Annotated in this window: 23 protein-coding genes; 5 read left to right on the plus strand and 18 right to left on the minus strand. The window is 61.6% G+C overall.

Annotated features, from left to right (window positions below):
- Positions 1 to 149: 149 nt before the first annotated feature.
- The gene (locus tag NKJ46_RS31385; RefSeq protein ID WP_352670755.1) at positions 150 to 1,586 is read right to left on the minus strand and encodes a DEAD/DEAH box helicase; all 1,437 of its coding nucleotides are present in this window, start codon (positions 1,584 to 1,586) and stop codon (positions 150 to 152) included.
- Positions 1,587 to 1,973: 387 nt separating this feature from the next.
- Between NKJ46_RS31385 and NKJ46_RS31390 the strand changes: the two genes are divergently transcribed.
- Positions 1,974 to 3,506 (plus strand): acyl-CoA carboxylase subunit beta, encoded by a 1,533-nt coding sequence (locus NKJ46_RS31390; RefSeq protein WP_352670757.1) that lies wholly within the window; start codon positions 1,974 to 1,976, stop codon positions 3,504 to 3,506.
- Between the two features lie 6 nt (positions 3,507 to 3,512).
- A complete protein-coding gene (locus NKJ46_RS31395; RefSeq protein WP_352670760.1) occupies positions 3,513 to 4,583 on the plus strand; it encodes a M48 family metallopeptidase in 1,071 nt (356 codons plus the stop codon).
- A 42-nt stretch (positions 4,584 to 4,625) separates the two neighbouring features.
- Here the strand turns inward: NKJ46_RS31395 and NKJ46_RS31400 are convergent, their stop codons facing one another.
- Both NKJ46_RS31400 and NKJ46_RS31405 read right to left on the minus strand, forming a co-directional pair.
- A complete protein-coding gene (locus NKJ46_RS31400; protein ID WP_352670762.1) occupies positions 4,626 to 6,632 on the minus strand; it encodes a hypothetical protein in 2,007 nt (668 codons plus the stop codon).
- Positions 6,629 to 8,167, minus strand: coding sequence for an NAD(P)H-hydrate dehydratase (locus NKJ46_RS31405; RefSeq protein WP_352670765.1), 1,539 nt, complete (start codon positions 8,165 to 8,167; stop codon positions 6,629 to 6,631). The genes NKJ46_RS31400 and NKJ46_RS31405 overlap by 4 nt, the downstream gene beginning before the upstream one ends.
- A gap of 363 nt (positions 8,168 to 8,530) precedes the next feature.
- On the opposite strand from NKJ46_RS31405, the gene NKJ46_RS31410 reads away from it, so the two are divergent.
- Positions 8,531 to 8,869: a P-II family nitrogen regulator gene (locus NKJ46_RS31410; protein WP_019857988.1), complete on the plus strand. Its 339-nt coding sequence runs from the start codon at positions 8,531 to 8,533 to the stop codon at positions 8,867 to 8,869.
- A 53-nt stretch (positions 8,870 to 8,922) separates the two neighbouring features.
- Positions 8,923 to 10,332 (plus strand): type I glutamate--ammonia ligase, encoded by a 1,410-nt coding sequence (gene glnA / locus NKJ46_RS31415; RefSeq protein WP_254817166.1) that lies wholly within the window; start codon positions 8,923 to 8,925, stop codon positions 10,330 to 10,332.
- A 121-nt stretch (positions 10,333 to 10,453) separates the two neighbouring features.
- Here the strand turns inward: glnA and NKJ46_RS31420 are convergent, their stop codons facing one another.
- Positions 10,454 to 11,494: a glutamine synthetase beta-grasp domain-containing protein gene (locus tag NKJ46_RS31420; RefSeq protein ID WP_254817165.1), complete on the minus strand. Its 1,041-nt coding sequence runs from the start codon at positions 11,492 to 11,494 to the stop codon at positions 10,454 to 10,456.
- 319 nt (positions 11,495 to 11,813) lie between these two features.
- On the opposite strand from NKJ46_RS31420, the gene NKJ46_RS31425 reads away from it, so the two are divergent.
- Entirely contained in the window at positions 11,814 to 12,008 is a 195-nt protein-coding gene (locus NKJ46_RS31425) for a DUF2735 domain-containing protein (RefSeq protein ID WP_352451032.1), read from the plus strand.
- Between the two features lie 86 nt (positions 12,009 to 12,094).
- Here the strand turns inward: NKJ46_RS31425 and NKJ46_RS31430 are convergent, their stop codons facing one another.
- The 14 genes from NKJ46_RS31430 to rpsM form a co-directional block, all read right to left on the minus strand.
- Entirely contained in the window at positions 12,095 to 13,984 is a 1,890-nt protein-coding gene (locus tag NKJ46_RS31430; RefSeq protein WP_352670769.1) for an MFS transporter, read from the minus strand.
- 187 nt (positions 13,985 to 14,171) lie between these two features.
- Positions 14,172 to 14,963: an ATP12 family chaperone protein gene (locus tag NKJ46_RS31435; RefSeq protein WP_352670772.1), complete on the minus strand. Its 792-nt coding sequence runs from the start codon at positions 14,961 to 14,963 to the stop codon at positions 14,172 to 14,174.
- A gap of 2 nt (positions 14,964 to 14,965) precedes the next feature.
- Complete coding sequence (locus NKJ46_RS31440; RefSeq protein WP_352670775.1) at positions 14,966 to 15,886, minus strand: DMT family transporter; 921 nt, start codon at positions 15,884 to 15,886, stop codon at positions 14,966 to 14,968.
- Between the two features lie 5 nt (positions 15,887 to 15,891).
- Complete coding sequence (locus NKJ46_RS31445) at positions 15,892 to 16,872, minus strand: RluA family pseudouridine synthase (RefSeq protein ID WP_352670778.1); 981 nt, start codon at positions 16,870 to 16,872, stop codon at positions 15,892 to 15,894.
- A 62-nt stretch (positions 16,873 to 16,934) separates the two neighbouring features.
- Positions 16,935 to 17,273 carry a DUF190 domain-containing protein gene (locus NKJ46_RS31450; RefSeq protein WP_254817158.1) on the minus strand — a complete coding sequence of 113 codons (339 nt, stop codon included), beginning with the start codon at positions 17,271 to 17,273 and terminating at the stop codon, positions 16,935 to 16,937.
- A complete protein-coding gene (locus NKJ46_RS31455; protein ID WP_352670780.1) occupies positions 17,270 to 17,641 on the minus strand; it encodes a CrcB family protein in 372 nt (123 codons plus the stop codon). The genes NKJ46_RS31450 and NKJ46_RS31455 overlap by 4 nt, the downstream gene beginning before the upstream one ends.
- A gap of 113 nt (positions 17,642 to 17,754) precedes the next feature.
- The gene (crcB, locus tag NKJ46_RS31460; protein ID WP_352670783.1) at positions 17,755 to 18,141 is read right to left on the minus strand and encodes a fluoride efflux transporter CrcB; all 387 of its coding nucleotides are present in this window, start codon (positions 18,139 to 18,141) and stop codon (positions 17,755 to 17,757) included.
- A gap of 31 nt (positions 18,142 to 18,172) precedes the next feature.
- On the minus strand, positions 18,173 to 19,003 hold the full coding sequence (locus NKJ46_RS31465; protein WP_352670786.1) for an aspartyl/asparaginyl beta-hydroxylase domain-containing protein: 831 nt from the start codon (positions 19,001 to 19,003) through the stop codon (positions 18,173 to 18,175).
- 136 nt (positions 19,004 to 19,139) lie between these two features.
- Positions 19,140 to 20,450 carry a replication-associated recombination protein A gene (locus tag NKJ46_RS31470; protein WP_352469154.1) on the minus strand — a complete coding sequence of 437 codons (1,311 nt, stop codon included), beginning with the start codon at positions 20,448 to 20,450 and terminating at the stop codon, positions 19,140 to 19,142.
- Between the two features lie 43 nt (positions 20,451 to 20,493).
- Positions 20,494 to 21,981 carry a DegQ family serine endoprotease gene (locus NKJ46_RS31475; RefSeq protein WP_352670788.1) on the minus strand — a complete coding sequence of 496 codons (1,488 nt, stop codon included), beginning with the start codon at positions 21,979 to 21,981 and terminating at the stop codon, positions 20,494 to 20,496.
- 191 nt (positions 21,982 to 22,172) lie between these two features.
- Positions 22,173 to 22,604: a 50S ribosomal protein L17 gene (gene rplQ / locus NKJ46_RS31480; RefSeq protein ID WP_023675127.1), complete on the minus strand. Its 432-nt coding sequence runs from the start codon at positions 22,602 to 22,604 to the stop codon at positions 22,173 to 22,175.
- Positions 22,605 to 22,643: 39 nt separating this feature from the next.
- Positions 22,644 to 23,654: a DNA-directed RNA polymerase subunit alpha gene (locus tag NKJ46_RS31485; protein WP_023675128.1), complete on the minus strand. Its 1,011-nt coding sequence runs from the start codon at positions 23,652 to 23,654 to the stop codon at positions 22,644 to 22,646.
- 104 nt (positions 23,655 to 23,758) lie between these two features.
- Positions 23,759 to 24,148 (minus strand): 30S ribosomal protein S11, encoded by a 390-nt coding sequence (rpsK, locus tag NKJ46_RS31490; protein ID WP_006205444.1) that lies wholly within the window; start codon positions 24,146 to 24,148, stop codon positions 23,759 to 23,761.
- 139 nt (positions 24,149 to 24,287) lie between these two features.
- Entirely contained in the window at positions 24,288 to 24,656 is a 369-nt protein-coding gene (gene rpsM / locus NKJ46_RS31495; protein ID WP_006205445.1) for a 30S ribosomal protein S13, read from the minus strand.
- Positions 24,657 to 24,662: the final 6 nt, after the last annotated feature.

A 24,662-nucleotide genomic window follows, 5' to 3' on the forward strand; every position in this document is an offset into this window, starting at 1 on the left:
CCACCCCCCCACCCCCCCCCTCCGCTTTGGCGGGGGGGGCTCTTTTTTTTTAAAACCACCCCCACCCCGGCCCCGGGCCCCCGCCCGGGGGCCCCCCTTTTCAATCGTGAATGACCAAGCCAGGCTTGGCCGACTGCAACGCGGTCAAATTATGCGGCCCGCGCTGCCGGCCGCTTGCCGCCGAAGCGGCGCTTGTTATTGCCCTTGAAGGGCTTGGCGCCTTCCGGCTTGCGCTCGCCTGCAAAGGCCGGCTTGTCGCCGAACCGCTTCTTGCCGAATCCGTTGTTTGCGCCGCCGGGCCGCCTGCCGTCGCGGCGGCCATTGTGGTCGTTGCGATCATTGGCCGGTTCGAAGCTGCGCTCGTTCTTCTCGGCGGGATTGCGCTGCGGATCGGGGCTGCCGAGATGGTCGGCAACGATCGGCAGCTTGGTGCGGATGATGCGCTCGACCTGACGCAGCTTGCTGTTTTCAGACGGGTCGCAGAGTGTGACGGCGATGCCGTCCATGCCGTTGCGGCCGGTGCGGCCGATGCGGTGGACATAGCTCTCCGCCTCGTCCGGCAGGTCGAAATTCACCACATGGCTGATGCCGGGCACGTCGATGCCGCGCGCCGCAATGTCGGTCGCCACGAGAATGCGCACCGAACCTTCGCGGAAATCGTTGAGCGCCTTCTGGCGGGCGTTCTGCGATTTGTTACCGTGGATGACGGCGGCCTTGAAGCCGTCGCGCTCGAGATCCTTGGTCACCCTGTCGGCGCCATGCTTGGTGCGCGAAAAGATGATGACGGACTTCATCGCCTCGTCGGCAAGCATGTTGGCCAGCACCTGGCGCTTCTGCTTGGTACGGGCAAAGACGACGCCCTGCACGATCTCGGCGGCCGCGGTGCTGTGAGGAGCGACTTCGACGCGAATCGGGTTCTTCAGCAGGCCTTTCGCCAGTTCGGCGATTTCGGCCGGCATGGTTGCCGAGAACAGCACCGTCTGACGGTCCGGCGCCGTCGCCCTGGCTATGCGCTTGACGTCGTTGATGAAGCCCATGTCGAGCATGCGGTCGCCTTCATCCAGCACCAGCCATTTGGTGTCGGCAAGCACGAGGTCGCCTTCACGCACCAGGTCGGTCAACCGGCCGGGGGTTGCGATCAGGATGTCGACGCCGGGCGCAACCTTCTTCACCTGGCTGAAGCGCGAGACGCCGCCAAGTACGAGCGCGGTCGAGACATGCGCGCCCTTGGCAAGCAGCTTGATCATCTCCTCGATCTGCACGGCGAGTTCGCGAGTCGGCGCCAGGATCAGTGCGCGGGCCGTCTTTGGCCGGCGCTTGGTGCCAAGTGCGATGATCTTCGACAGGATCGGCAGCGCGAACGCCGCGGTCTTGCCTGAGCCGGTCTGCGCGATGCCGAAAATGTCGCGGCCTTCGAGCTGCGGCGGGATCGCCTGGGCCTGGATCGGCTTCGGATCGGTAAAGCCGGCGGCATTGGTGGCCTTGAGCAGTGCGCCGGTAATTCCAAGTGCGGCGAAACCGTTCAGTTCCCCAGTGTCCTTACCGGTCCCAGTGTCCTTACCGGTCAAAGTGTTTTCATTGGTCAAAATATTCTTCTTTCATGCGGCTCCTGGCCGCAAACATCAATGGCGGCAGGGCGCAACCTGCCGTCGAAAATTGTCATGAAACGACAAGGCGGGCGGACGTTATCGTCCACACGGCTGCGCTGTCGTGCCCGCAGGCATCATGCCACGGGGCTTTTTCGCCACCTTGCCGATCTGTCGGGAAGAGGGAAAACAGACGCAACCAGTCTCATTCGTCGAGAAGGCCGGATTATCCCGGCCCAAGCGCCTATGCCGCCGCATATGGCCCAGTTCCCATCGAAATGCAAGGGGCCCGATGCTGCAGCGCAGCAAAAGCCATGAGGAAGCGGCGCTTGCGCTCTCTCGCGGGCATGATTACCACAATCCAGCTTTCCGTTTCGGGGACCGGTCATGAAGGACGTGCTGAAGGAACTCGAGCGCCGCCGCGAGATCGCCCGCATGGGCGGCGGCCAGGCCCGCATCGACGCCCAGCACAAGAAGGGCAAGCTGACCGCCCGCGAACGCATAGACGTTTTTCTCGACGAGGGCTCGTTCGAGGAGTTCGATATGTTTGTCGAGCACCGCTCGACCGACTTCGGCATGGAGAAGACCAAGATCGCCGGCGATGGCGTCGTCACCGGCTGGGGCACCGTCAATGGCCGGCCAGTGTACCTCTTTGCAAAGGACTTTACCGTGTTCGGCGGCTCGCTATCCGAGGCCCATGCCGAAAAGGTGGTCAAGGTGCAGGAGATGGCGCTCCGCAACCGCGCGCCGATCATCGGCCTTTACGACGCCGGCGGCGCCCGCATCCAGGAAGGCGTGGCGGCGCTCGGCGGCTATGCCGAGATCTTCCAGCGCAATGTTCTAGCCTCCGGCGTCATCCCGCAGATTTCGCTGATCATGGGCCCTTGTGCCGGCGGCGACGTCTATTCGCCGGCGATGACCGACTTCATCTTCATGGTTCGCGACACCTCCTACATGTTCGTCACCGGGCCGGATGTGGTGAAGACCGTCACCAACGAGACGGTCACCGCCGAAAGCCTCGGCGGCGCTTCCGTCCACACGACGAAGTCCTCGATCGCCGACGGAGCCTACGACAATGACGTCGAGGCATTGCTACAGATGCGCCGGCTGGTCGATCTGCTGCCCGCCTCCAACACGGCGGAAATTCCCGAGATCGAATGCTACCAGTCCGTCACCGATCACGATCTGTCGCTCGACAGGCTGATCCCCGACAATGCCAACAAACCCTACGACATCAAAGAGTTGATCCTTAAAGTTGCCGACGAGGGTGACTTCTTCGAAATCCAGCAAAATTTTGCGAAAAACATCGTCACCGGCTTCGGCCGTATCGAGGGCCGCACCGTCGGCTTCGTCGCCAACCAGCCGATGGTGCTGGCCGGCGTGCTCGATTCGGATGCCAGCCGCAAGGCGGCGCGTTTCGTGCGCTTCTGCGACTGCTTCTCGATCCCGATCGTCACCTTCGTCGACGTGCCGGGCTTCCTGCCAGGCACCGCGCAGGAATATGGCGGGTTGATCAAGCACGGCGCCAAGCTTCTGTTCGCCTATGCCGAAGCGACCGTGCCAAAGATCACCGTCATCACCAGAAAGGCCTATGGCGGCGCCTATGACGTCATGGCGTCAAAGCATCTGCGAGGCGACATGAACTATGCCTGGCCGACGGCGCAGATTGCGGTGATGGGCGCCAGGGGCGCAGTCGAGATCATCTATCGCAAGGATATCGGCGACGCAGAGAAAATTGCAGCGCACACAAAAGCTTACGAGGATCGCTTCCTGTCACCCTTCGTTGCCGCCGAGCGCGGCTATGTCGACGAGGTGATCATGCCGCATTCGACCCGCCGCCGCATCGCCCGCGCGCTCAGGATGCTGCGCAACAAGGATATGCAAAACCCCTGGAAGAAGCACGATAATATTCCGCTGTGAGGGTTGATGTCGCGCCTGGTCCTCTATGTGGGAGCGCGTTTCGGCAGGTTTGCCATCCTGCTCTTTGCTCTGCCGCTGTTCTGCCCAATAGTCTTATGGTTCTGGTTGCTCGACCGGCATCCGCTCGCCATGATCGCAGCTGGCGTTGTTGCAATCCCGGCCGCGATGCTGGCCATCGTTCTGTTGATCGGGACATTGTTCGCCGGTTTTCGACCCAGCAAGGTGGACGGGATTACTCGGGAATCAGCCCCGAAATTGTGGGCTGTCTGGGAGAGTGTTGCCGGCAAACACCGCGCCAGCCGGACGACGATCGTGCTGAGCGACGATCTCAACGCTAGCATCGGTGAAGAGCGGCCGTTTCTGGGCCTGCTTGGTCGCAGGGCAATTCTCACCGTGGGCCTGCCGCTGCTCGCAGCGACCGACAAAAAGGGGTTTTCGGCGATCTTGGCCCATGAGGACGCCCATCTGAAAAATAAAGATACAAATGGCGGGCTCAACCTGGCCGAACTCGAAAAGAGCTTCGATCTAATCTTCGACTTCGCCCCACCGGGAAAAACCGTTTCGGGCAGCCTGTTCTACTGGATGCTTGGCCCGCTGTCGCGCACGCTGGAGCGCGAAGAAGTACGGTTGTCGCGGCGGGCGGAAATTGACGCTGATCGTCATGCAGCGATGTCCGGCGATGCACATGAAACGGCGCGCGCCCTGCTACTGATCGGTGCTGCCAGTGCGTTCTTCGATGAGCAAGTGTATATTCCGCTTAAACGTGAACTGCTTGGCACCATGGTACCGCCTCGTCCACCACTTGAAAGAGTTCTGGAGGCCGCCAGTCACCTGTCGAGGCTTCCCATCCTGCAAGAATATGCGCAAAAGGCCTGGGACGCGCCAGATAACGAAAGCGCGGATCATCCGCCCTGGTCCGAACGTTTGACTGCTCTTGGATTTAGCTCGGCTCCAAAGATAGAACCAGTTCTGGTTTCTGCCTTGTCGAGCCTACTGAGCGATGAGGTGGTAGCCGAACATGTCCGCCATTTCGACGGCGAATGGGCATCGAACATCGCCGACTATCTCGATCGATAGCTATCGACCTGGAACTACAGCGGCTAATGCCCAGTCGGCGGCCTACTCCTCTTCCGCCGCGCCGAACCCGGCCCCACTCGTCGCGCGGACAGCGCCCGACCATGGCGTGGCGTGATTGTCGATGCGCATCTGGAAGATAAAATAAGTCGGCGAGCAGAAGCCGATGCCCTTCACCTTGCCGATACCGGGTGTATCGGGCGGCAGCGACTGGCACATGTAATCCTCGCGGCAGAAATGGTCGGCCGAGCAGGCAGGACGATTGCCGCGGTTGAGGGCGCCGCCGAGGCACTGCTCGAAATTATTGGTCGCCACGCAGGTGTCGAATTTCTTGCCGCCAACCAGCCCGCAAATCTCGTTCGGCATCGGCTTGCCCGTCTTGAAGGCGGCAAAGCTGCGATCCCGGTCGTCGCAGCCGCGATAGGCAATACCCGCCGGCACACCGATCTTCGGCGGTCGGCAGGTATAGGCGGCGCGCGAAATGCTTGGCGCGAACGCCGCGAACTGACCGGTGATGGTATACCGGTCATTGAAAGGCTGTGCCGGGTTGCTGGCGATGGATCCCGTTAAACAGGGGTGGCCGGAAAACATGTTCTCGCTGTCCTTGGGCAGCAGGCATTGCGCCAGCTTGGTGCGCACGCCGGACGCGGTCGCCAGCTGCGTGCAGACGGTGCCGCCGCCGCACTGCCAGATCGCGCCGAAGCGGGCCGCATCGTCCGGCATGAAGCACGGCATCGCCATTTCGGCCGGCGAATAGGCGATTTCGCCGGCGTCGTTCCATGTCGCCGGCGGCGCGAAGGACAGCGGGCGGAAACGGTTCGGTTCCCTGCCGTCGGCAGTCGCGTGCAGCCAGGCGACGCGGCGCGGGATGTCGGCGTGGAGGTGCGGTGAGATGCCGACCTCGATGCGGTTGAGCGGCGAGGTCGTCTTGTCATCCAGGCCGATGAAATGGAAGCCGGCGGTCGAGCCCGCCTGGTGGCAACCCTGGCAGGCGCCGTTGTCCAGTCGCTCGACCAGCGCCTCCGGCGTGCGCACCAGCTTCAGCGCAGAGAAATCGACACCAGGGAAATCCGCGGACTGGAACAGTGGCGTGAACAGGTGGTTGGCCTGCCTCGCACTGCCGAAGGTCGACCAAGAGATGGCCTTCCTTGCCAGGAATTCGTCGGGAATTTGGTAGACGCCGAGATCGACCGCCGCGACATTGGTGCGGACATAGTCGGCAAGTCTTCCTTTCAGGGCAGCGTCTTCGGTGAGACGAGCTGTGTCGGGCGTGTTTTCCAGCGGCTTTTCGCTGACGGCCGCTCCGTTGATACCGAAAATTCGCATGAGATAGGCAGCCTGCCCGCCGAATTCGGTCTCCTGGCCGGAGGGGAAGCGCACCACTTGCGCATTGAGCTCGAGCTGCTTGAAGGTGAGCGCCGCTCTTTCCAGCGGCCCGCCGATCAGCCAGCCGGCATCGACGCTCTCGTCGAGTTGTGGTGCCCAGCGTCCGGCGACGCCGACACAACCGCCATCGGCATCCGGCGCGGCATTGTAGACGGCACTGAAATTGAACGGCAGGCGCGAGGCCAAAACCTTGCCGTTCTTCTTGAAGCTGTAGGCGAGGCGATAGATGAAGCGCACTTCGCCGCAACTCCCGTCGCCTTTCAGCGCGGCGAAGTCGCGCCGGTCGAGCCGGTTGACCACGCCGACGAGGCGGAAGCGTGCGGCCTCGGTCCTCAGCCAGCGCATGTCCATGACGCGGCCGACATTGCCGTCGGTCACCTTGTAAAGCGGCCGGCCGCCGGCCTTCATCTCGGCCCGCAACGCCGCGACGTCGCTTGCAACCGTTTCGACGATCGCGTGGTAGGCCGGAGCCTTCTCATAAAGCGTCTTCAAATCGCCCTTGCCATCGGCGCCGAAAATGCCGGCGAAGCCAAAGCCCTTGGCATCGAGAGCAGCAAGGATCGCTGGATCATCGACGATGGTCACCGGCTGCTCAGCTGCATTCGCCGACAGTGTCGCCAAAGCGGCCATGACGAGCGTGGTGAAAAGGAGTGCAATGCGTCTCATCGAAGGTCCGGCTGGCTTTCGATCAATTCCCGCAGCACTGGCACCAGAGCCGACGGTAGATCCTCGGCGATCAAGCCGGGCCCGAAACGACGGCCGGCCTCGGCGTGGATCCAGACCGCCGCGCAGGCCGCCTGGAAGGCCGCCATGCCTTGCGCCAGCAATCCGGCCGCGATCCCCGACAGAACATCACCTGAGCCAGCCGTGGCTAGCCACGGCGCACCGTTGGCATTGATCGCGGCCCTGCCGTCGGGTGCCGCGATCACGGTGTCGGCACCCTTGTAGACGATGACTGCATTCGCAAGCTTGGAAGCCACTCGCGCTTTGGTCAGTTTGGAGCTTTTCTTGTCGCTGGCGATGTCCGGAAACAATCGGCCAAACTCTCCTTCGTGCGGCGTCATAATTAATGGTGGCGCTCCGACACGGCCTGCCGCCTCGAATAACATTGCAGGCTCGTCGCGAAACGCGGTGATACCATCGGCGTCGAGCACAATGCCACCCAAATCGATTCTGCGTTGCCTGTCATAAAGACTGTCTTGTGCTAGCAACCGCAAGGTAAAGTCGCGGGCCTTGTCGCCAATGCCAAATCCGGGGCCGAGCACATATGCCGATGGCCGGCGCTCGCTTACGAACTCGTCGATATCTGCAATTGTGTCGGTCTTGCGCAACATGATCGACGTCAAATGCGCGGCGTTCACCTGCATGGCACTCCCTGGCGAAAGGACGGTCGCTGCCCCCGCCCCAATCCGAGTTGCAGCCAGAGCTGACAGCCGCGCGGCCCCAGTGGACCTCGGCCCGCCAGAAAAGACAGCAACATGGCCACGCTTGTATTTATGCGAATCGACAGCCGTTCTCGGGAAGTACCATCGCAGCCAAAGTTCCGGTGTGTTCTCGAACGCCGTGACCTTGAGCTGATCGATGATCCCATCCGGAATGCCGATATCGGCGACGATGATCTCGCCGCACACGCTGCGCCCCGGCATTAGAAGATGGCCGGGCTTTTTTCGCACGAAAGTCACCGTCACAGCGGCGGCGAAATACCCACTCATCTGCCCAGTCTCGCCCGATACGCCCGAGGGCAAATCGATCGACACGACTGGCACTTGCTCCGCTCCGCTAATCCCAGAAGCAGCCTGAGCGTAAGGAGAAAGGTTCTTCGAGAGTCCGGCCCCATAAAGCGCGTCGACGACAACCTCGCCTGCCGTAGGATGAAAATCATTCAGATGGTTCACCGGCAGGTTGCAGGCCTCGGAAGCCAGCGCCGCGTCGCTTCCGGGTTTTTGCTTGCCTTCCGCCCAAACCGCTACATTGAGGCCCGCCTCGGCCAGCAGCTGCGCCACGACATAACCATCGCCGCCATTGTTGCCGGGGCCGCACAGGACATGGACGCGCCTCGCTTGGGGATAGCGGGCCAGGACCACGGCAGCAACCGCTTCGCCGGCGCGCCGCATGAGGCCGAAGCCATCGAGTGGCCCGGCCGCGATCGCCAGCCGATCGGCCTCGGCCATCTCCGCCGGAGACAAAAGTTCGTTGCTCATGGAATATCAGGCGACATGCACATCATCTGCCGAAGCATTGTCCAGTTTTTGATCCGACGCAAACTACGAAGGTTGTGAAACACATTGGCAATGCCCGGAGCGGCGAGTCGCAGGTCCACAGCTGCCCATGAAATATCCGATCTGCCCATTTTTTGTGCGGACGACGGGGCCAGCGGTGTGTAGGCTCGCGGCGTTCATGGCGCATCCGACGCAGGGAATGACGCGAATGCACATTCCCGCGCAGCATGGTATCCAAATCATGTGAGCCCACCCGGCACCCCATCAATTGGCACAGTTCGTGCTTGATTGAGGCGCAAGCGGGGCTCACAACCCGTCTTTTTTGGCAGTGGAGGCCACTTTTACATGAAAAAGATCGAAGCGATCATCAAGCCGTTCAAGCTAGACGAAGTGAAGGAAGCGCTTCAGGAGGCCGGACTGCAAGGCATCACCGTTACCGAGGCCAAAGGGTTTGGCCGCCAGAAGGGCCATACCGAGCTTTATCGCGGCGCCGAATATGTCGTCGACTTCCTGCCGAAGGTAAAAATCGAAGTCGTGCTCGGCGACGATGCGGTCGAAGCCGCGATCGAAGCCATCCGCAAGGCGGCCCAGACCGGCCGTATCGGCGACGGCAAGATCTTCGTCTCGAACATCGAGGAAGTGGTGCGCATCCGCACCGGCGAAACCGGCATGGACGCCGTCTGAATTTTCCCGTTAAAAGGCCACGTTCAAACGTCATCACATAGGGAAGCAGGGACATGACGACAGCCAAAGACATCATGAAGCAGATCAAAGACAACGACGTGAAGTTCGTTGATCTGCGCTTCACCGATCCGAAGGGCAAACTGCAGCACGTTACGATGGATGTCGTCGAGGTCGAGGAAGACATGTTTGCCGATGGCGTCATGTTCGACGGTTCCTCGATCGCCGGCTGGAAGGCAATCAACGAGTCCGACATGGTGCTGATGCCAGATGCGGATACGGTGCATATGGACCCGTTCTTCGCCCAGTCGACCATGGTCATCCTGTGCGACATTCTCGATCCGATCTCGGGAGAATCCTACAACCGCGACCCGCGCGGCACCGCCAAGAAGGCCGAGGCCTACATGAAGGCCGAAGGCATCGGCGACCAGATCTTCGTCGGTCCTGAAGCCGAGTTCTTTGTGTTCGACGACGTCAAGTACAAGGCCGATCCCTACAACACCGGCTTCAGGCTGGATTCCACCGAACTGCCGTCCAATGACGACACCGACTACGAGACCGGCAATCTCGGTCACCGGCCGCGCATCAAGGGCGGCTATTTCCCGGTGCCGCCGATCGATTCGGCACAGGACATGCGCTCGGAAATGCTCACCGTGCTCGCAGAAATGGGCGTGCGCGTTGAAAAGCACCACCACGAAGTGGCCGCCGCCCAGCACGAGCTCGGCATCAAGTTCGACACGCTGGTCCGCAACGCCGACAAGATGCTGATCTACAAATATGTCGTGCACCAGGTCGCCAACGCGTACGGCAAGACGGCCACTTTCATGCCGAAGCCGGTGTTCGGCGACAACGGCTCGGGCATGCACGTCCACCAGTCGATCTGGAAGGAAGGCAAGCCGACTTTCGCGGGCAACGAATATGCCGGGCTGTCCGAGAGCTGCCTGTTCTACATCGGTGGTATCATCAAACATGCCAAGGCGATCAACGCCTTCACCAACCCGCTGACCAATTCCTACAAGCGCCTGGTGCCGGGCTATGAAGCGCCGGTGCTGCTCGCCTATTCGGCACGCAACCGCTCGGCATCGTGCCGCATTCCGTTCGGCTCGTCGCCGAAATCCAAGCGCGTCGAGGTCCGCTTCCCCGATCCCGGCGCGAACCCCTATCTTGCCTTCGCCGCCATGCTGATGGCCGGCCTCGACGGCATCAAGAACAAGATCCACCCGGGACAGCCGATGGACAAGGATCTCTACGACCTGCCGCCGAAGGAATTGAAGAAGATCCCGACCGTCTGCGGCTCGCTGCGCGAAGCCCTGCAGAGCCTCGATAAGGACCGCGGCTTCCTTAAGGCCGGCGGCGTTTTCGACGACGACCAGATCGACAGCTATATCGAGCTCAAGATGGCCGAGGTGATGCGCTTCGAAATGACCCCACATCCGGTCGAGTACGATATGTATTACTCGGTGTGATCCGGAACCTTATAGTCACATAGAAAAACCCCGGCGGAGACGCCGGGGTTTTTTCTATGCGATGGCGATGGGAAAGAAGCTCACGGCGCAGACACCCGAGGTCCGCGCCGTGAACGCATTCTCAAGCCGCGGCCGAAACCTCGGCGCTGGTCGGGACGGAGGCGATCGTCTTCAATATCTGCGAGGCGATCTGGTAGGGGTCGCCCTGCGAGTTCGGACGGCGATCCTCGAGATAGCCCTTGTAGCCGTTGTTGATGAAGGAATGCGGCACGCGGATCGAAGCGCCGCGGTCGGCGATGCCGTAGCTGAACCTGTTCCACGGCGCGGTCTCGTGCTTGCCGGTCAAACGCTTGTCGTTGTCCGGCCCATAGACGGCGATGTGATCCATCAGGTTTTTGTCGAAGGCTGCCATCAGCGCCTCGAAATAGCCCTTGCCGCCGACTTCGCGCATATAGGCGGTCGAGAAGTTGGCATGCATGCCGGAGCCGTTCCAATCGGTGTCGCCGAGCGGCTTGCAGTGATATTCGATGTCGATGCCGTACTTCTCGGTCAGGCGCTGCAACAGATAGCGCGCCATCCACATCTGGTCGGCGGCTTTCTTGGAGCCCTTGCCGAAGATCTGGAATTCCCACTGGCCTTTGGCCACCTCGGCGTTGATGCCTTCATGGTTGATGCCGGCGGCAAGGCAAAGGTCGAGATGCTCCTCGACGATCTGCCTGGCGACGGAGCCGACATTGCTGTAGCCGACGCCGGTGTAGTACGGGCCTTGCGGCGCCGGATAGCCACTCTCGGGGAAGCCGAGCGGACGGCCGTCCTTGTAGAAGAAATATTCCTGCTCGAAGCCGAACCAGGCGCCCTCGTCGTCGAGAATGGTGGCGCGCTTGTTGGACGCATGCGGCGTCACGCCGTCCGGCATCATGACCTCACACATGACGAGCGCGCCATTGGTGCGGGCGGGATCCGGATAGACGGCGACCGGCTTCAAAACGCAGTCGGAGCTGTGGCCCTCGGCCTGCATGGTCGAAGAACCGTCGAAGCCCCACAGCGGAAGCTGGTCGAGTGTCGGAAACTCGGCATAGTCCTTGACCTGCGTCTTTCCGCGAAGATTGGGAACCGGGGTGTATCCATCGAGCCAAATGTACTCGAGCTTGTATTTCGTCATTCTAGCCTCTCGTTGCTTGATCACCGAACCCTGGATGGCGCCGGGGCGAGCCGGCCTATCCAGCAGCCGACCTGCCGAATTAATAAAATGCAATTCGTGTGCCATTCTGGCTGGCGAACGGTGCGGCAAAAGTGAGGTCGCATCGGCGCAAAATTGCTGGGCAGCTGCAATGGTGCGCCCGGATCGCTCACAAGCATAGTTTGCATAAATAATGTGCATCTACTGATCTTTTTATAATCATGTTGCCTAATTCGATTGCGGAACCTATCTTGAGGGAAGGTTGAATCGGCAAGGTTGTGCCGAAGAAAGGAAACCGACAATGGAAATCACTTCCACTCGTCAGTCGGCCAAAATCCTGATGTTCCCGGTGGCAGCGCGCGCGTCTGCCTCAAATTTAAGCGGAAAGGCTAAGTTCGCGGCAGAACTTGCTTCGTTGCGCAACCGCACGGATTTCGGAAGTGCCTGGTATCATGAAGCAGCGATCGAGGAAGCGAACCAGGATCGGAAGAGCTAAGCCCTTGCCTTCCATGCACTCGATAATTTGAAAAAGCCCGGCGCGATCACTCGCGCCGGGCTTTGCTTTGAACCGGGACAGGCCGGCTACTGCTTGGTGTGCAGGTCCGTTCCGAGCGTATCCCTGACAAAGATCATGCCGATGATCAGCGACATCGCCGCGATCACCACTGGGTACCAGAGACCGTAGTAGATATCGCCCTTGTAGGCGCTGAGCGCGAACACCGTCGCCGGCAGCAGCCCGCCGAACCAGCCATTGCCGATGTGATAGGGCAGCGACATGCCGGTGTAGCGGATGCGGGTCGGGAACATCTCGACCAAGATCGCGGCAATCGGCCCGTAGACCATCGTCACGAAGACGACGAGGATGAACAGGATGGCAATCGTCATCGGCCAGTTGACCGCCGCCGGGTCGGCAAACATGGCGAAAGGCCCGCCGCCCGGTATGGTGTAGACGGTGACTTCGGGAGCTCCCGCAGCCTCATCGGCAGTCAGCAGCTTGTCTTTGATCGCCTGCTCGGTCGGAACCGTCGCCTTGTCTCCGGCGCGAATGGCCGTCGCATCGAGCTTCAGCTCGGGATTTGCCGCAATGAACGCCTCGAGCTTCTGGTCCGGCACCTTGGCCGCTGCCCGCTTCAGCGGATAGCCGCCGTCCTGAAGCGCCGTGTTTACCGCCTTGGCGAAAACAGCGTCCTTGGCCTTGGCTTGATCGCCGGCTGCAGTCGCGTCATACGATTCAACCGTCTCATTGCCGATTTTGACCGACGCAGCACTGCCGGGCGCTGCCGTGGCCACAACGTCATAAGGTACCGAGTTCTTGGTCAGAAACGAGGTGGCGATATCGCAGGACGTGGTGAACTTCGCCGTGCCCACCGGGTTGAACTGGAACTTGCAGTCTCCCGGTGCCGCGGTCACCGTCGCACGGGTGTTCTGCTGCGCGGTGGCGAGCGCCGGGTTGGCTGCCCAGGTCAGCGCCTTGAACAACGGGAATGTGCAGACGATCGCCAGTGCAAGGCCAGCCATGATAATCGGCTTGCGGCCGATCTTGTCGGAGAGCCAGCCGAACACGACGAAGAAGATCGAGCCAACAGCCAGAGCAATCGCGATCATGATGTTGACCGATTGCGGATCGACCTTGAGCACGTTCTGCAAGAAGAACAGCGCGTAGAACTGGCCATTGTACCAAACGACGGCCTGACCGGCTGTGAGGCCGAGCAGCGCCAGCAGCGCGATCTTGGCGTTCTTCCACTGACCGAAGGCTTCTGACAGCGGCGCCTTGGAGCCTTTGCCTTCGTCCTTCATGCGCTGGAAGGTCGGCGATTCAGAAAGCGACAGCCGGATCCAGATCGAAATGCCGAGGAGGAGGAAGGAAACGATGAACGGAATGCGCCAGCCCCAGGCGGCATAGGTTTCCTTGGTCATCGACCCCTGGACGATTAGGATGACGATCAGCGACAGGAACAGGCCGAGCGTTGCCGTCGTCTGTATCCACGACGTGTAGTAGCCGCGGCGATCGTCGGGTGCATGTTCGGCGACATAGGTGGCGGCACCGCCATACTCGCCACCGAGCGCCAGGCCTTGCAACATGCGCAAGATGATCAGGATCACGGGAGCGGCGATGCCCAAAGTCGCATAGCCAGGCAGCAAGCCGACCAGGAAGGTCGACAGGCCCATGATCGTCATGGTGACAAGGAAGGTGTATTTACGGCCGACAAGGTCGCCGATGCGGCCGAACAGCAATGCGCCGAACGGACGCACGAGGAAGCCAGCAGCGAAAGCCAGCAGCGCGAAGATATTGCGCGTCGCTTCCGGGATGGTTGGGCTGAAAAAAGTCGAACCAATGAACACTGCCAGCGAGCCGTAGAGATAAAAATCGTACCATTCAAAAACGGTGCCGAGCGAGGAAGCGAAGATGACCTTCTTCTCCTCGCGCGTCATGCCGCGGCTTGTTTTGCCGGCGGTCGATGCCATTGCCATGAGCGTATCCTCCCGTGTGATTCCGTCAGCCCTCGATGCTGCGGGTCATCGTCCGCGTTTCCTCGCAACGCAGACTCAGTGCAGCCACCGGTGCAAAAAATGACAGAAAGCGCCGTCCAGAGGCAGACCGTCTTTGGGATTATGACTTTGGTCTAATGTGCAGTGCGAAATAGAAACGACGGTGCCGTCAGCCTTTGAGAGCTTCGAGCAGCTTGACCGCCGCCATCATGTCGCGGTTGCGGGCCGCTCGGCGCGCGACGGCCTCGGCATCATGGCCCCATTGCTCGGCCTGCCAGTCCTCGTCGACATGACCGGCAGCCCAGGCCGCCTCGCCGCCGAGCTCGCCGAAGTCGACGGCCAGCGCCAGCAGCGCCGATCCGGTCAGCGACGTCATGACGTGGATGGCGGCAAGGCGCAGCGGATCGGCACGTTGGGCAAGATGCTGGCCAAGCAGCGCGATACTCTCGCGCGGCTGTTCGACATGGATCACGCCTTCGGCAAGATGGAACCGGGCGCCGAGCGCGCTGCGCACCCAGTCGATGACCGGATCCCAATGTTCGTTCTGCCGGTCGACCAGCCCTTGGGGCGTATCGGCGCGGTAGCAGAGCAGATCGGATGAGGCGAAGCGCAGGATGTCCTCCAGCACCGCCTGGGGATCACTGGCGACGCCATCGATTGCCGTATTGACCAGACGCATCACCGGCATCGTCACCGGGTCGATGGTCTCCTCCTGTGCGGCGAATTCCTCGGCAACGAGAGCAGCCGCTTTTTCGGTCGGCAGCGCCAGCAGCGCCTTGGCCGGCGTGCGGACCGGCTTGCCATCGAGATGGACGGCAAAACCGTCTTCGACCGGTGCTACCGCGACGATCTTGTAGAAGCGCTTCGGCAGCGGCGTCTTCATCTGGATCTGGGCGCGACGCACCGGGTCCGGATCAGAGAGCTGTTTTCCAGCTTCGAGGTCGTTCAATATATCGCGCATGCTCATCCGGGGCTTTGTTTTCGGGCCGGCCGGTTGACGATGATGAGTCCGGCGGCGATCAGGGCGAGTGCCAGGAAGATACGAACGGTCAGCGGCTCGTTCAAGAACACGGCGCCGCACAGCACACCAAACACCGGCGACAGGAAGGTGAAGCTCGACAGTCCAGATGCCGGGTAGCGCCGCAGCAGCCAGAACCATAGCACATAGGTGAACGCGACAACGTAGACGGCCTGGAACAGCAGAGCCAAGGTTGGCAGAAGGGCAAAGCTGCGGACGGGCGGTCCGGCAAAAGGCATCACCAAAATGCCGACGACGGCGGCCCCGGCCAGTTGATAGAGCAGCAGCTTTTCGGCGCTGGCCGTCACCAGCTTCGACCGCTTGATGACGATATTGGTCACGGCCCACAGAATGCCGGCGCCGAGACTGAGCAAATCGCCGCTCAATGTTGCGCCGCCATTGGCGCTCAGTTTGTCGGAAAACACCGCGACCAGTCCGGCGAAAGCGAGCAGAAGACCAACGAGCTTGCGTGCCGTGATGCTTTCGCCCAGCAGGAAATGGCCGCCCACCAGCATCCAGAAGGGCATGGTGTTGACCAGCAAGGTGTTGCGCACAACGGTAGTGTGCTCGAGCCCGACATAGAGAAACAGGAACTCGAGACCGAAAAGCGCGCCCGCCAGAATGCCGGCGACGAGGGTCTTGTCGGGCGTGAACAGCGCAATGCCGCGCCAGCGGCACCAGCCGAAAACACACAGGCCGCCGATCATCGAGCGGGCGATGGACAGGAAAACAGGGTCGTAGCCCGCATACGAGATCTTGGCAGCGACGTAGTTGAGCCCCCAGGAAAACGTCAGCCCGACCATGATGGCGGCTGCCGCCAGATCGACCGCGTCACGGCGGTCGAGGGTTTCTGTGGCGACGCCCATCAGCGCTAGTCCTCGGCACTCTGCTCGTCAAAGCCGAGCAGGTTCCAGCTCTGACGCATGTGCGGCGGCATCGGTGCGGTGACGTCGACAAAGCCCTTATCGGGATGCGGGATGATAATGCGGCGCGCGTGCAGATGCAGGCGGTTCTGCATGCCGCCTGGAAAATCCCAATTGGTGTCGGCCTCGAAATATTTGGGGTCGCCGATGATCGGGCAACCGATATGGGCGGCATGGACGCGGAGCTGATGGGTGCGTCCGGTATAGGGTTCCATCTCCAGCCAGGACAGGGTCTGCGCCGCCTGCTCGACGATGCGGTAATAGGACACGGCGTGGTCGGCGCCCTTTTCGCCATGCTTGGCGATGCGCACGCGATCGCCGTCGGGCGTCGGTTCCTTGATCAGCCAGGTCGAGATCTTGTCCTCGCGCTTCGGCGGCACACCCTTGACCAGCGCCCAGTAGGTTTTCTTCGTCTCACGCGCCCGGAACGCTTCGGCGAGCTTCATGGCGGCGAGCCTTGTACGAGCGACAACCAGCACACCCGACGTGTCGCGGTCGAGCCGGTGCACCAGACGCGGCTTCTCGCCCTTCTGGTTGCGCCAGGCTTCGAGCATGTCGTCGACGTTGCGGGTGACCCCAGAGCCGCCCTGGACCGCCAGGCCGGCCGGCTTGTTGAAGACGAAGACCTTCGGGTCCTCATGGATCAGCATCTTGGCCAAAACGTCGGCGTCGCCCTGGTTGCGGATCGAATGACCGGTGAGCGGGCTTTCGCCTTTCTTGTCGACTTCGAGCGGCGGCACTCGGACGGTCTGGCCGGCTTCGACGCGGGTATCGGCCTTCACCCTGCCGCCGTCGACGCGGATCTGGCCGGAGCGCAGCAGCTTCTGCAGATGACCGAAACCGAGACCGGGGAAATGGCTCTTGAACCAGCGGTCGAGACGCATGCCCGCCTCGCCGGCGTCCACTGTGATCTGTTCAACGCCTGCCATGATTCCAATCGCCGTTTCGCAGGCATGCAACGGCATTCGCCGGCACCCGCAATCTCACTCGGTTATTCGTTGTCGGTTCCATATTGCAGAACCTGAACTTTCTCCAGCGTAATCAAACCACTTGTCATGATTGTTTCAAGCACGGGCAGGAAAGCGGCCAATTTTTCCTCGTCATCGACGATCTCGATGACGAGTGGCAGATCCTCCGACAGCCGGAGGATCTTCGTGGTGTGAAGCCGGCTGGAATGGCCGAACCCCATCGCGCCGCGCAGGACGGTCGCGCCGGCGATCTGCATTTCGCGGGCCCTCAGCACGATGACCTCATACAGCGGACGGCCATCTGCCTTGTCGTTTTCGCCGATAAATATGCGCAGCAATTGTGCCTGTGTCGGTATCTTCATTGCCTGGACCCTCTCAGCCGGTTGAGGCGAACTGCAAAGATGTGGCCAAGCCAGACGGCGGCAAGCCAGGCCACCACGGAGATCGCGATATTGAGTCCCGCCGCCACAAGCCTCCCGCCTTGCGCGAGGGTGAGTGTTTCAAGGCTGAAAGCGGAGAAGGTCGTCAGGCCGCCACAGAAGCCGGCCATGAAGAATTGACGCTGCAGCGGATCGGCGAAGACGCGACCATCCGGTCCCGTCAATGTCGCGTAGAAGCCGATGAGGAATGAGCCGACGATGTTCACGAGGAGCGTGCCGAAGGGAAATCCAGTGCCCCACAAGGCGGTGCTCGCCAATGAGGCAAGCGCCCGCAGCACGCCGCCGATCATGCTGCCTGCGGCCACGGTCGCATAGAGCCGAACCGTCTGGTTCCTTCTGCGCCAGCCAATGAGGTGCGCCGCATGCCTCGCCATCCCGTCGGGGCGGAGCTTCCGCGGGCCGCTCACGGCGCGCCGCTGCCAGTCAGAAGACTTCCCGCGGCAAAGCCCAGCGTCACGCCGCCGAGGCTCAGGAAAACCGAAAGCAGCACATTTCCGCCGGCGCGCAGCCATTCGCCGTCGCGCGCCAGCGCCAGCGTCTGCAGGCTGAAGGAGGAGACCGTGGTGTAGCAGCCGAGGCCGCCGGTGACGGTAAAGGCCCAGATGGCGGGCATGCCGTCGCGCGCCACCGCATGCGCAACGACACCGATTGCAAACGCTCCCGAGACGTTGACGGCCATCGTGCCCCAGGGAAAGGTCTCGCCGACCCGGCGGGCGACGAAGCCGGACAGGAAGAAGCGGGCCATTGCACCGATCGCGCCACCAAGGCAGACAAGCAACAGATGATACATCGTGCTTCCTCGCGCCGGTCACACCACGGTGTCAGGCGGCTCCGGCCTTCTTCGGCTTGCTGGAGCCGATCATCTTCCAGTTCTTGTAGAACATGGTATTGATGCGCTCGACGCTGACCGAAACGATGGCGAGAAGAGCGGCGATCAGGCCGGGGAATGGCGATGGCCGGATGATGTCCATGAACACGCAGTAGCGGCGCCCATCATATTCGTTGACCGAGCGGTGCAGCAGCGTGTCGTCGAAAATATAGAGCGGATTGTCGTGCCAGTAGTTCCTGGCGTTGTTGCACTCGACGAAAACCTCGCCCTTCACCGGGAGAAGATTGTAGAGAATGCGCAGGCTGAGCCGCAGCGGTCCGAAATGCCAGGAGGTCGATTCCTTGCCCCTGAACACCGACACGGCGATGGTCTTGATATATTTGAAATCCTTGTTGAATTCGGCGACGTTGTCGATCTTGTGCTTGCCGTACCACTGATAGACATACATGCCGCGCCGGCCGCTGCCGAAATTGGCGTCGATATCGGCGATGATCTCGTCCTTGCGCGCTTTGAAGACGTCCAGAACCTCGTTGACCTCACGCTCATAGTCCGGAGGAAACTGGTCCAGTTTCCAGACACCGCGGTTTCTGTAGCACAGCAGATCGACCAGCAGATTGAAGGGCGAAAGCAGCCAGGTGAAGATGCCGTTGCCGAGGAAATAACCAGTGAACAGGGCCCAGTTCTTGTTGTCGTTGCGCAACACGTCGACCAGGCCGAGGACAATGAAAATTGTCGTCAGGATGGGAATGAAATAGAAGCCGAGCGCCAGCAGCGGGATCGCTATGGCGAACTTCCGAAGGGTCTTGCGAGATTTTTTTGTCATTTTTCCACGCGCCAGGCGCGATTCCGTTCTGAATATCGTCGGTACGTTTCTGGCCTGTCCGCCGGCCGAAGGCGCATCTTGATAGGGTTTTTTATCCCGCCAGACAACGGCGATCACACCACTGTGCGGTCGGCAGCTACTTTTCCCGCTCGCTACGCAGCTTCGCCCAATAATCCAGCCGCTTCCGGATATCGCGCTCGAAGCCGCGCTCTGGCGGGTCGTAGAATGTCTGCCTTCCCATCTTCTCCGGAAAATAGTCCTGGCCGGAAAAAGCGTCGGGCTCGTCGTGGTCGTAGCGATAGCCGGCGCCGTAATCTTCCTGTTTCATCAGCTTGGTCGGCGCATTGAGAATGTGCTTGGGCGGCAGCAGCGAACCGAATTCCTTCGCTGCCTGTGTGGCGGCCTTGAACGCGGTGTAGACCGCATTGGATTTCGGCGCGGTGGCGAGATAGACGGTCGCCTCGGCGAAGGCCAGTTCGCCCTCGGGCGAGCCCAGATAGTCATAGGCGTCCTTGGCGGCGTTTGCGACGACGAGCGCCTGCGGGTCGGCCAGCCCGATATCCTCCATCGCCATGCGCACCAGCCGGCGCCCGAGATAAAGCGGATCTTCGCCTGCGTCGAACATGCGGGCGAGATAGTAGAGTGCCGCGTCGGGGTCGGAGCCGCGCACCGATTTGTGCAAGGCGGAGATCAAATTGTAATGGCCGTCCTGGCCCTTGTCGTAGATCGGCGCGCGGCGCTGGACGATGCGCTGCAAAGCCTCGGCGCCGAACACCTCCTTTGATTTCGCTGCGCGCCAGACCTCTTCGGCGAGCGTCAGTGCCGCTCGGCCGTCGCCGTCGCTCATCCGGATGAGCATCGCCCGCGCCTCATCATCGAGCGGCAGCGCCCTACCCTCTGCCTCCTCGGCCCGCGCCAGCAGCTTGGCGATGCTGTCCTCGCCGAGCGAGTGAAAGACCAGCACACGCGCACGAGACAACAGCGCGGCGTTAAGCTCGAAGGACGGGTTCTCGGTAGTGGCGCCGACCAGGACGACGGTGCCGTCTTCCATCACGGGCAGAAAACTGTCCTGCTGGGCGCGGTTGAAGCGATGGATCTCGTCGACGAACAGCAGTGTCTGGCGGCCGTTGGAGCGGCGCAGCTTCGCTGCCTCGAACACTTTCTTCAGGTCGGCAACGCCGGAAAACACCGCCGAGATCTGTTCGAAGGCGAGGCTTGTCTCGCCGGCAAGCAGCCGTGCGACGGTGGTCTTGCCGGTACCGGGCGGCCCCCAGAAGATCATCGAGCCGAGCGAGCCGGAGCCGATCAGCCGCGTCAGCGCGCCGTCGGGTCCGGTCAGATGCTCCTGGCCGACGACCTCGCCGAGGTTCTTCGGGCGCAGACGGTCGGCCAGCGGCCTTCCGGGCGGCGTCTTTTCCGGTTCATCGACACTGAACAGATCGGCCATGCAACTTCTTCTGCCTGGAGCCCGATCATGCTGACGGTCGGGCTCAGTAACGCAATACCTGGCGCAGTATCTGCCCGCCGCGCTCGACGGTAAAGCGCCACCAGCGCGTATCCTGCTGGGCTACCTGTTCCAGGGTCGCCGCCTTGTCGATCGTCAGGCCATTGACCTCACGCACGATGTCGCCCGGCTGGAATCCAAAATCGGCAGCGGGCGAATCGCGGTTGATGTCGACCACGGTGACGCCCTTGACATCGGTGCGCAGACCGAGCCGTTGCGCAAGCCGTGGCGACAGTTCAGCAACCTTGGCACCGGAAAACGGGCTGCGGCCGCGCAATGTGAGTTCCGCAGCCTTGGCGCCCTCGGGCGGCCGTTCCAGAGCGATGTCCATCGTCGCTTGCTGACCCTTGCTCAGAACGCCGAAGCTGGCATTCGTACCAATCGACAGCGTCGCCATCCGGTAGTCCAGCGCCCCGACGCTCTCGACCGGCTTGCCATTGAGCGACAGCACCACGTCGCCAGGCTTGAGCCCTGCCTTGGCGGCGGGTCCCGCCTCTTCGACCGAAGAAACCAGCGCACCGGTCGGTTTGTCCATGCCGAGCGATTCGGCAATCTGCGGCGTCACCGCCTCGAACTCAGCGCCGGCATACGGCCGCTCGAAGAAGTCGAGCCCGGCCTTAGCAGCATCGGCGAAAGCGCGGACCATGTTCGAAGGGATAGCAAAGCCGATGCCGATCGAGCCGCCGCTACGGCTATAGATCGCCGTGTTGATGCCGATCAGCTGCCCTCCCATGTTGACCAGCGCGCCCCCGGAATTGCCGGGGTTGATGGCGGCGTCGGTCTGGATGAAGAAGCTGGAATCGGAGACGCCGATATGGCTGCGCGCCACCGCCGAAATGATGCCGCTGGTGGTGGTCTGGCCGACCCCGAACGGATTGCCGATCGCCAGCACCAGGTCGCCGACCTCGAGCGCGTCGGAATCGCCGATGGCGATCACCGGGAACGGCTTGTCAGAAGAAATCTTGAGCACGGCGAGGTCGAGCGTCTCATCCTTGAGCAGCACCTTGCTGTCGAATTCGCGCCCGTCGGCGGTCGCGACCTTGACCTGGTCAGCGTCCTTGACGACATGGAAATTGGTGACCACGACGCCGGTGGGATCGACCAGCACCCCCGAACCGAGCGAAGACTGCGCGCGCGGCTGCGAGCGCCCGAAGAACTCCTCGAAGAACGGATCGCCGTCGAAGGGCGACGTCACCTTGGCGGTCTGCGAGGCGTAGACATTGACCACGGCCGGGGCCGTCTGCTTGACCAGCGGCGCGAAGGACAGCTGTACCTCCTCGCGGCCGAACGGCACGCGCTTGTCGGGGCCAGAAGTGGCGTTTTCGCCTTCGACGCCATGCAGCAGATCGGTCAGTACGTCGGACAGACCAGGATCTGGCTTGGTCTCCTCCGCCAGCGCGTGCCTGGCCGCCGGGACGATGGCCAACGCCATCAAGGCGCAGATCAGAACAAGGGACAGCCGTTTAACGCGCATTCCGAATCCTCCAAGTCGGGCGCCATTGTCCTGACGATTGTGCAAAATGAAAGGCTAAGCCGCTGAAATCCGATTATTTTGGGTAGTCGCCGCAAAAACCGGTGACAAAACCCCTACCAGCCCTGCCCGGCACCTTCGGAAACAGAAAAGGGGCCCGCAGGCCCCTTTGAACTTCACAGAAAAACCGAAGCTTATGCAGCTGCGGCTTCCTCTTCGGTGCCTTCGGCCTCGATGCGGGCGCGGTCGCCGGCGCCCTTGGCCGAGGTGTCGCGGTCGACGAATTCGATGACGGCCATTGCGGCATTGTCACCATGGCGGAAGCCGGCCTTCATGATGCGCAGATAGCCGCCGTTGCGGGTGGCATAACGTGGCGCGATGGTATCGAACAGACGCTTGACGACGCCTTCATTGCCGATCTGGGCAATCACCTGCCGGCGGGCATGCAGGTCGCCGCGCTTGCCGAGCGTCACCAGCTTCTCGACGATCGGCCGCAGATCCTTCGCCTTCGGCAGCGTGGTGAGGATCTGCTCGTGCTCGATAAGCGACACGGCAAGGTTGGCAAACATCGACTTGCGATGGCTGATGCTGCGGGCGAACCGGCGGCCTTTAAATCCGTGGCGCATGGCTCTTCTCCTTCATTGCGGGTTCAAGAGGCCTGAGCCTCAATATTGATCTTCGTAACGCTTGGCGAGGTCTTCGATGTTTTCCGGCGGCCAGTCCGGCACTTCCATGCCGAGATGCAGGCCCATTGCCGCCAGGACTTCCTTGATCTCGTTCAGCGACTTGCGGCCGAAGTTCGGGGTGCGCAGCATCTCGGCTTCGGTCTTCTGGATCAGGTCGCCGATATAGACGATGTTGTCGTTCTTCAGGCAGTTGGCCGAACGCACCGAAAGCTCGAGCTCGTCGACCTTCTTGAGCAGCGCCGGGTTGAAGGCAAGCTCGGTAACCTGTTCGGCGGCGACTTCCTTCTGCGGCTCGTCGAAATTGACGAACAGGCCGAGCTGGTCCTGCAGGATGCGAGCGGCGAAGGCCACCGCGTCCTCGCCCGAGATCGAACCGTCGGTCTCGATGGTCATGGTCAGCTTGTCATAGTCGAGAACCTGGCCCTCGCGGGTGTTCTCGACCTTGTAGGAGACCTTCTTGACCGGCGAATACAGGCTATCGACGGGGATCAGCCCGATCGGCGCGTCCTCGGCGCGGTTGCGGTCGGCCGGCACATAGCCCTTGCCGGTGTCGACGGTGAATTCCATACGGATTTCAGCGCCTTCGTCCAGCGTGCAGATGACGTGGTCGGGATTGAGGATCTCGACGTCGCCAACCGTCTGGATGTCGCCGGCGAGAACCGCACCCGGTCCCTGCTTGCGTACGACCATGCGCTTGGGGCCGTCGCCTTCCATACGGATGGCGATTTCCTTGATGTTCAAGACGATGTCGGTCACATCCTCGCGGACGCCGGCGATGGACGAGAATTCATGCAGAACGCCATCGATCTGCACGGCGGTCACAGCCGCGCCACGCAGCGAAGACAGAAGCACGCGGCGCAGCGCGTTGCCGAGGGTGAGGCCGAAGCCGCGCTCGAGCGGCTCGGCGACCAGCGTGGTCAGCGTCTTCTTCTTCGACGAGAACTCGATCTTGTTCGGCTTGATCAGTTCTTGCCAATTTTTCTGGATCATAGTGCTTTCCTTCCGTTGTCCCGCCACCATCCAATCGTGGCGGGCGACCTGGAATGCCGTGGAGGAGCGCCCTTGAGGCGCTCACGCGGCGTTCGGTAAATTCTTTAGACGCGGCGCTTCTTGCGCGGGCGGCAGCCATTGTGCGGGATCGGCGTCACATCACGGATCGAGGTGATGGTGAAGCCGGCTGCCTGCAGCGCGCGAAGCGCCGATTCACGACCAGAGCCGGGTCCACAGACCTCGACCTCGAGCATGCGCATGCCGTGTTCCTGGGCCTTCTTGGCAACATCCTCGGCCGCCATCTGGGCAGCGAACGGGGTCGACTTGCGCGATCCCTTGAAGCCCTGGGCTCCGGCCGACGACCAGGCAATGGAATTGCCCTGCGCGTCGGTGATGGTGATCATCGTGTTGTTGAAGGTCGAATTGACGTGGGCAACGCCCGACGAAATGTTCTTGCGTTCGCGACGGCGAACACGAGCGGCTTCCTTGGCCATGATAGTCCTTTCAGTTGATCTCTACACCGCCGTAATGCCAGCGGCTCCACCAGGGAGAAGGCAGCAGGGGAATATGGCAGTAGGGGAATATGTCTGCCGTTCCTATTGCCTTACTGCCCTACTGCCTTACTGCCCTAAATTACTTCTTCTTTCCGGCAATCGACTTAGCCGGGCCCTTGCGGGTGCGCGCATTGGTATGCGTGCGCTGACCACGAACCGGCAACGAGCGGCGGTGACGCAGGCCGCGGTAGCAGCCGAGGTCCATGAGCCGCTTGATGTTCATCGACACTTCGCGGCGCAGATCGCCCTCGACCTGATAGTCGCGGTCGATGGTCTCGCGGATCTGCAGCACTTCCGCGTCGGTCAGCTGGTTGACGCGACGCTCGGCCGGGATGCCGACCTTGTCGACGATCTCCTGGGCGAACTTCTTGCCAATGCCGTGAATGTATTGAAGCGCAATGACGACGCGCTTGTTGGTCGGAATATTGACGCCGGCTATACGAGCCATGTTCTT

The organism is Mesorhizobium sp. M0166 (genome assembly GCF_040322255.1).
Lineage (GTDB): Bacteria > Pseudomonadota > Alphaproteobacteria > Rhizobiales > Rhizobiaceae > Mesorhizobium.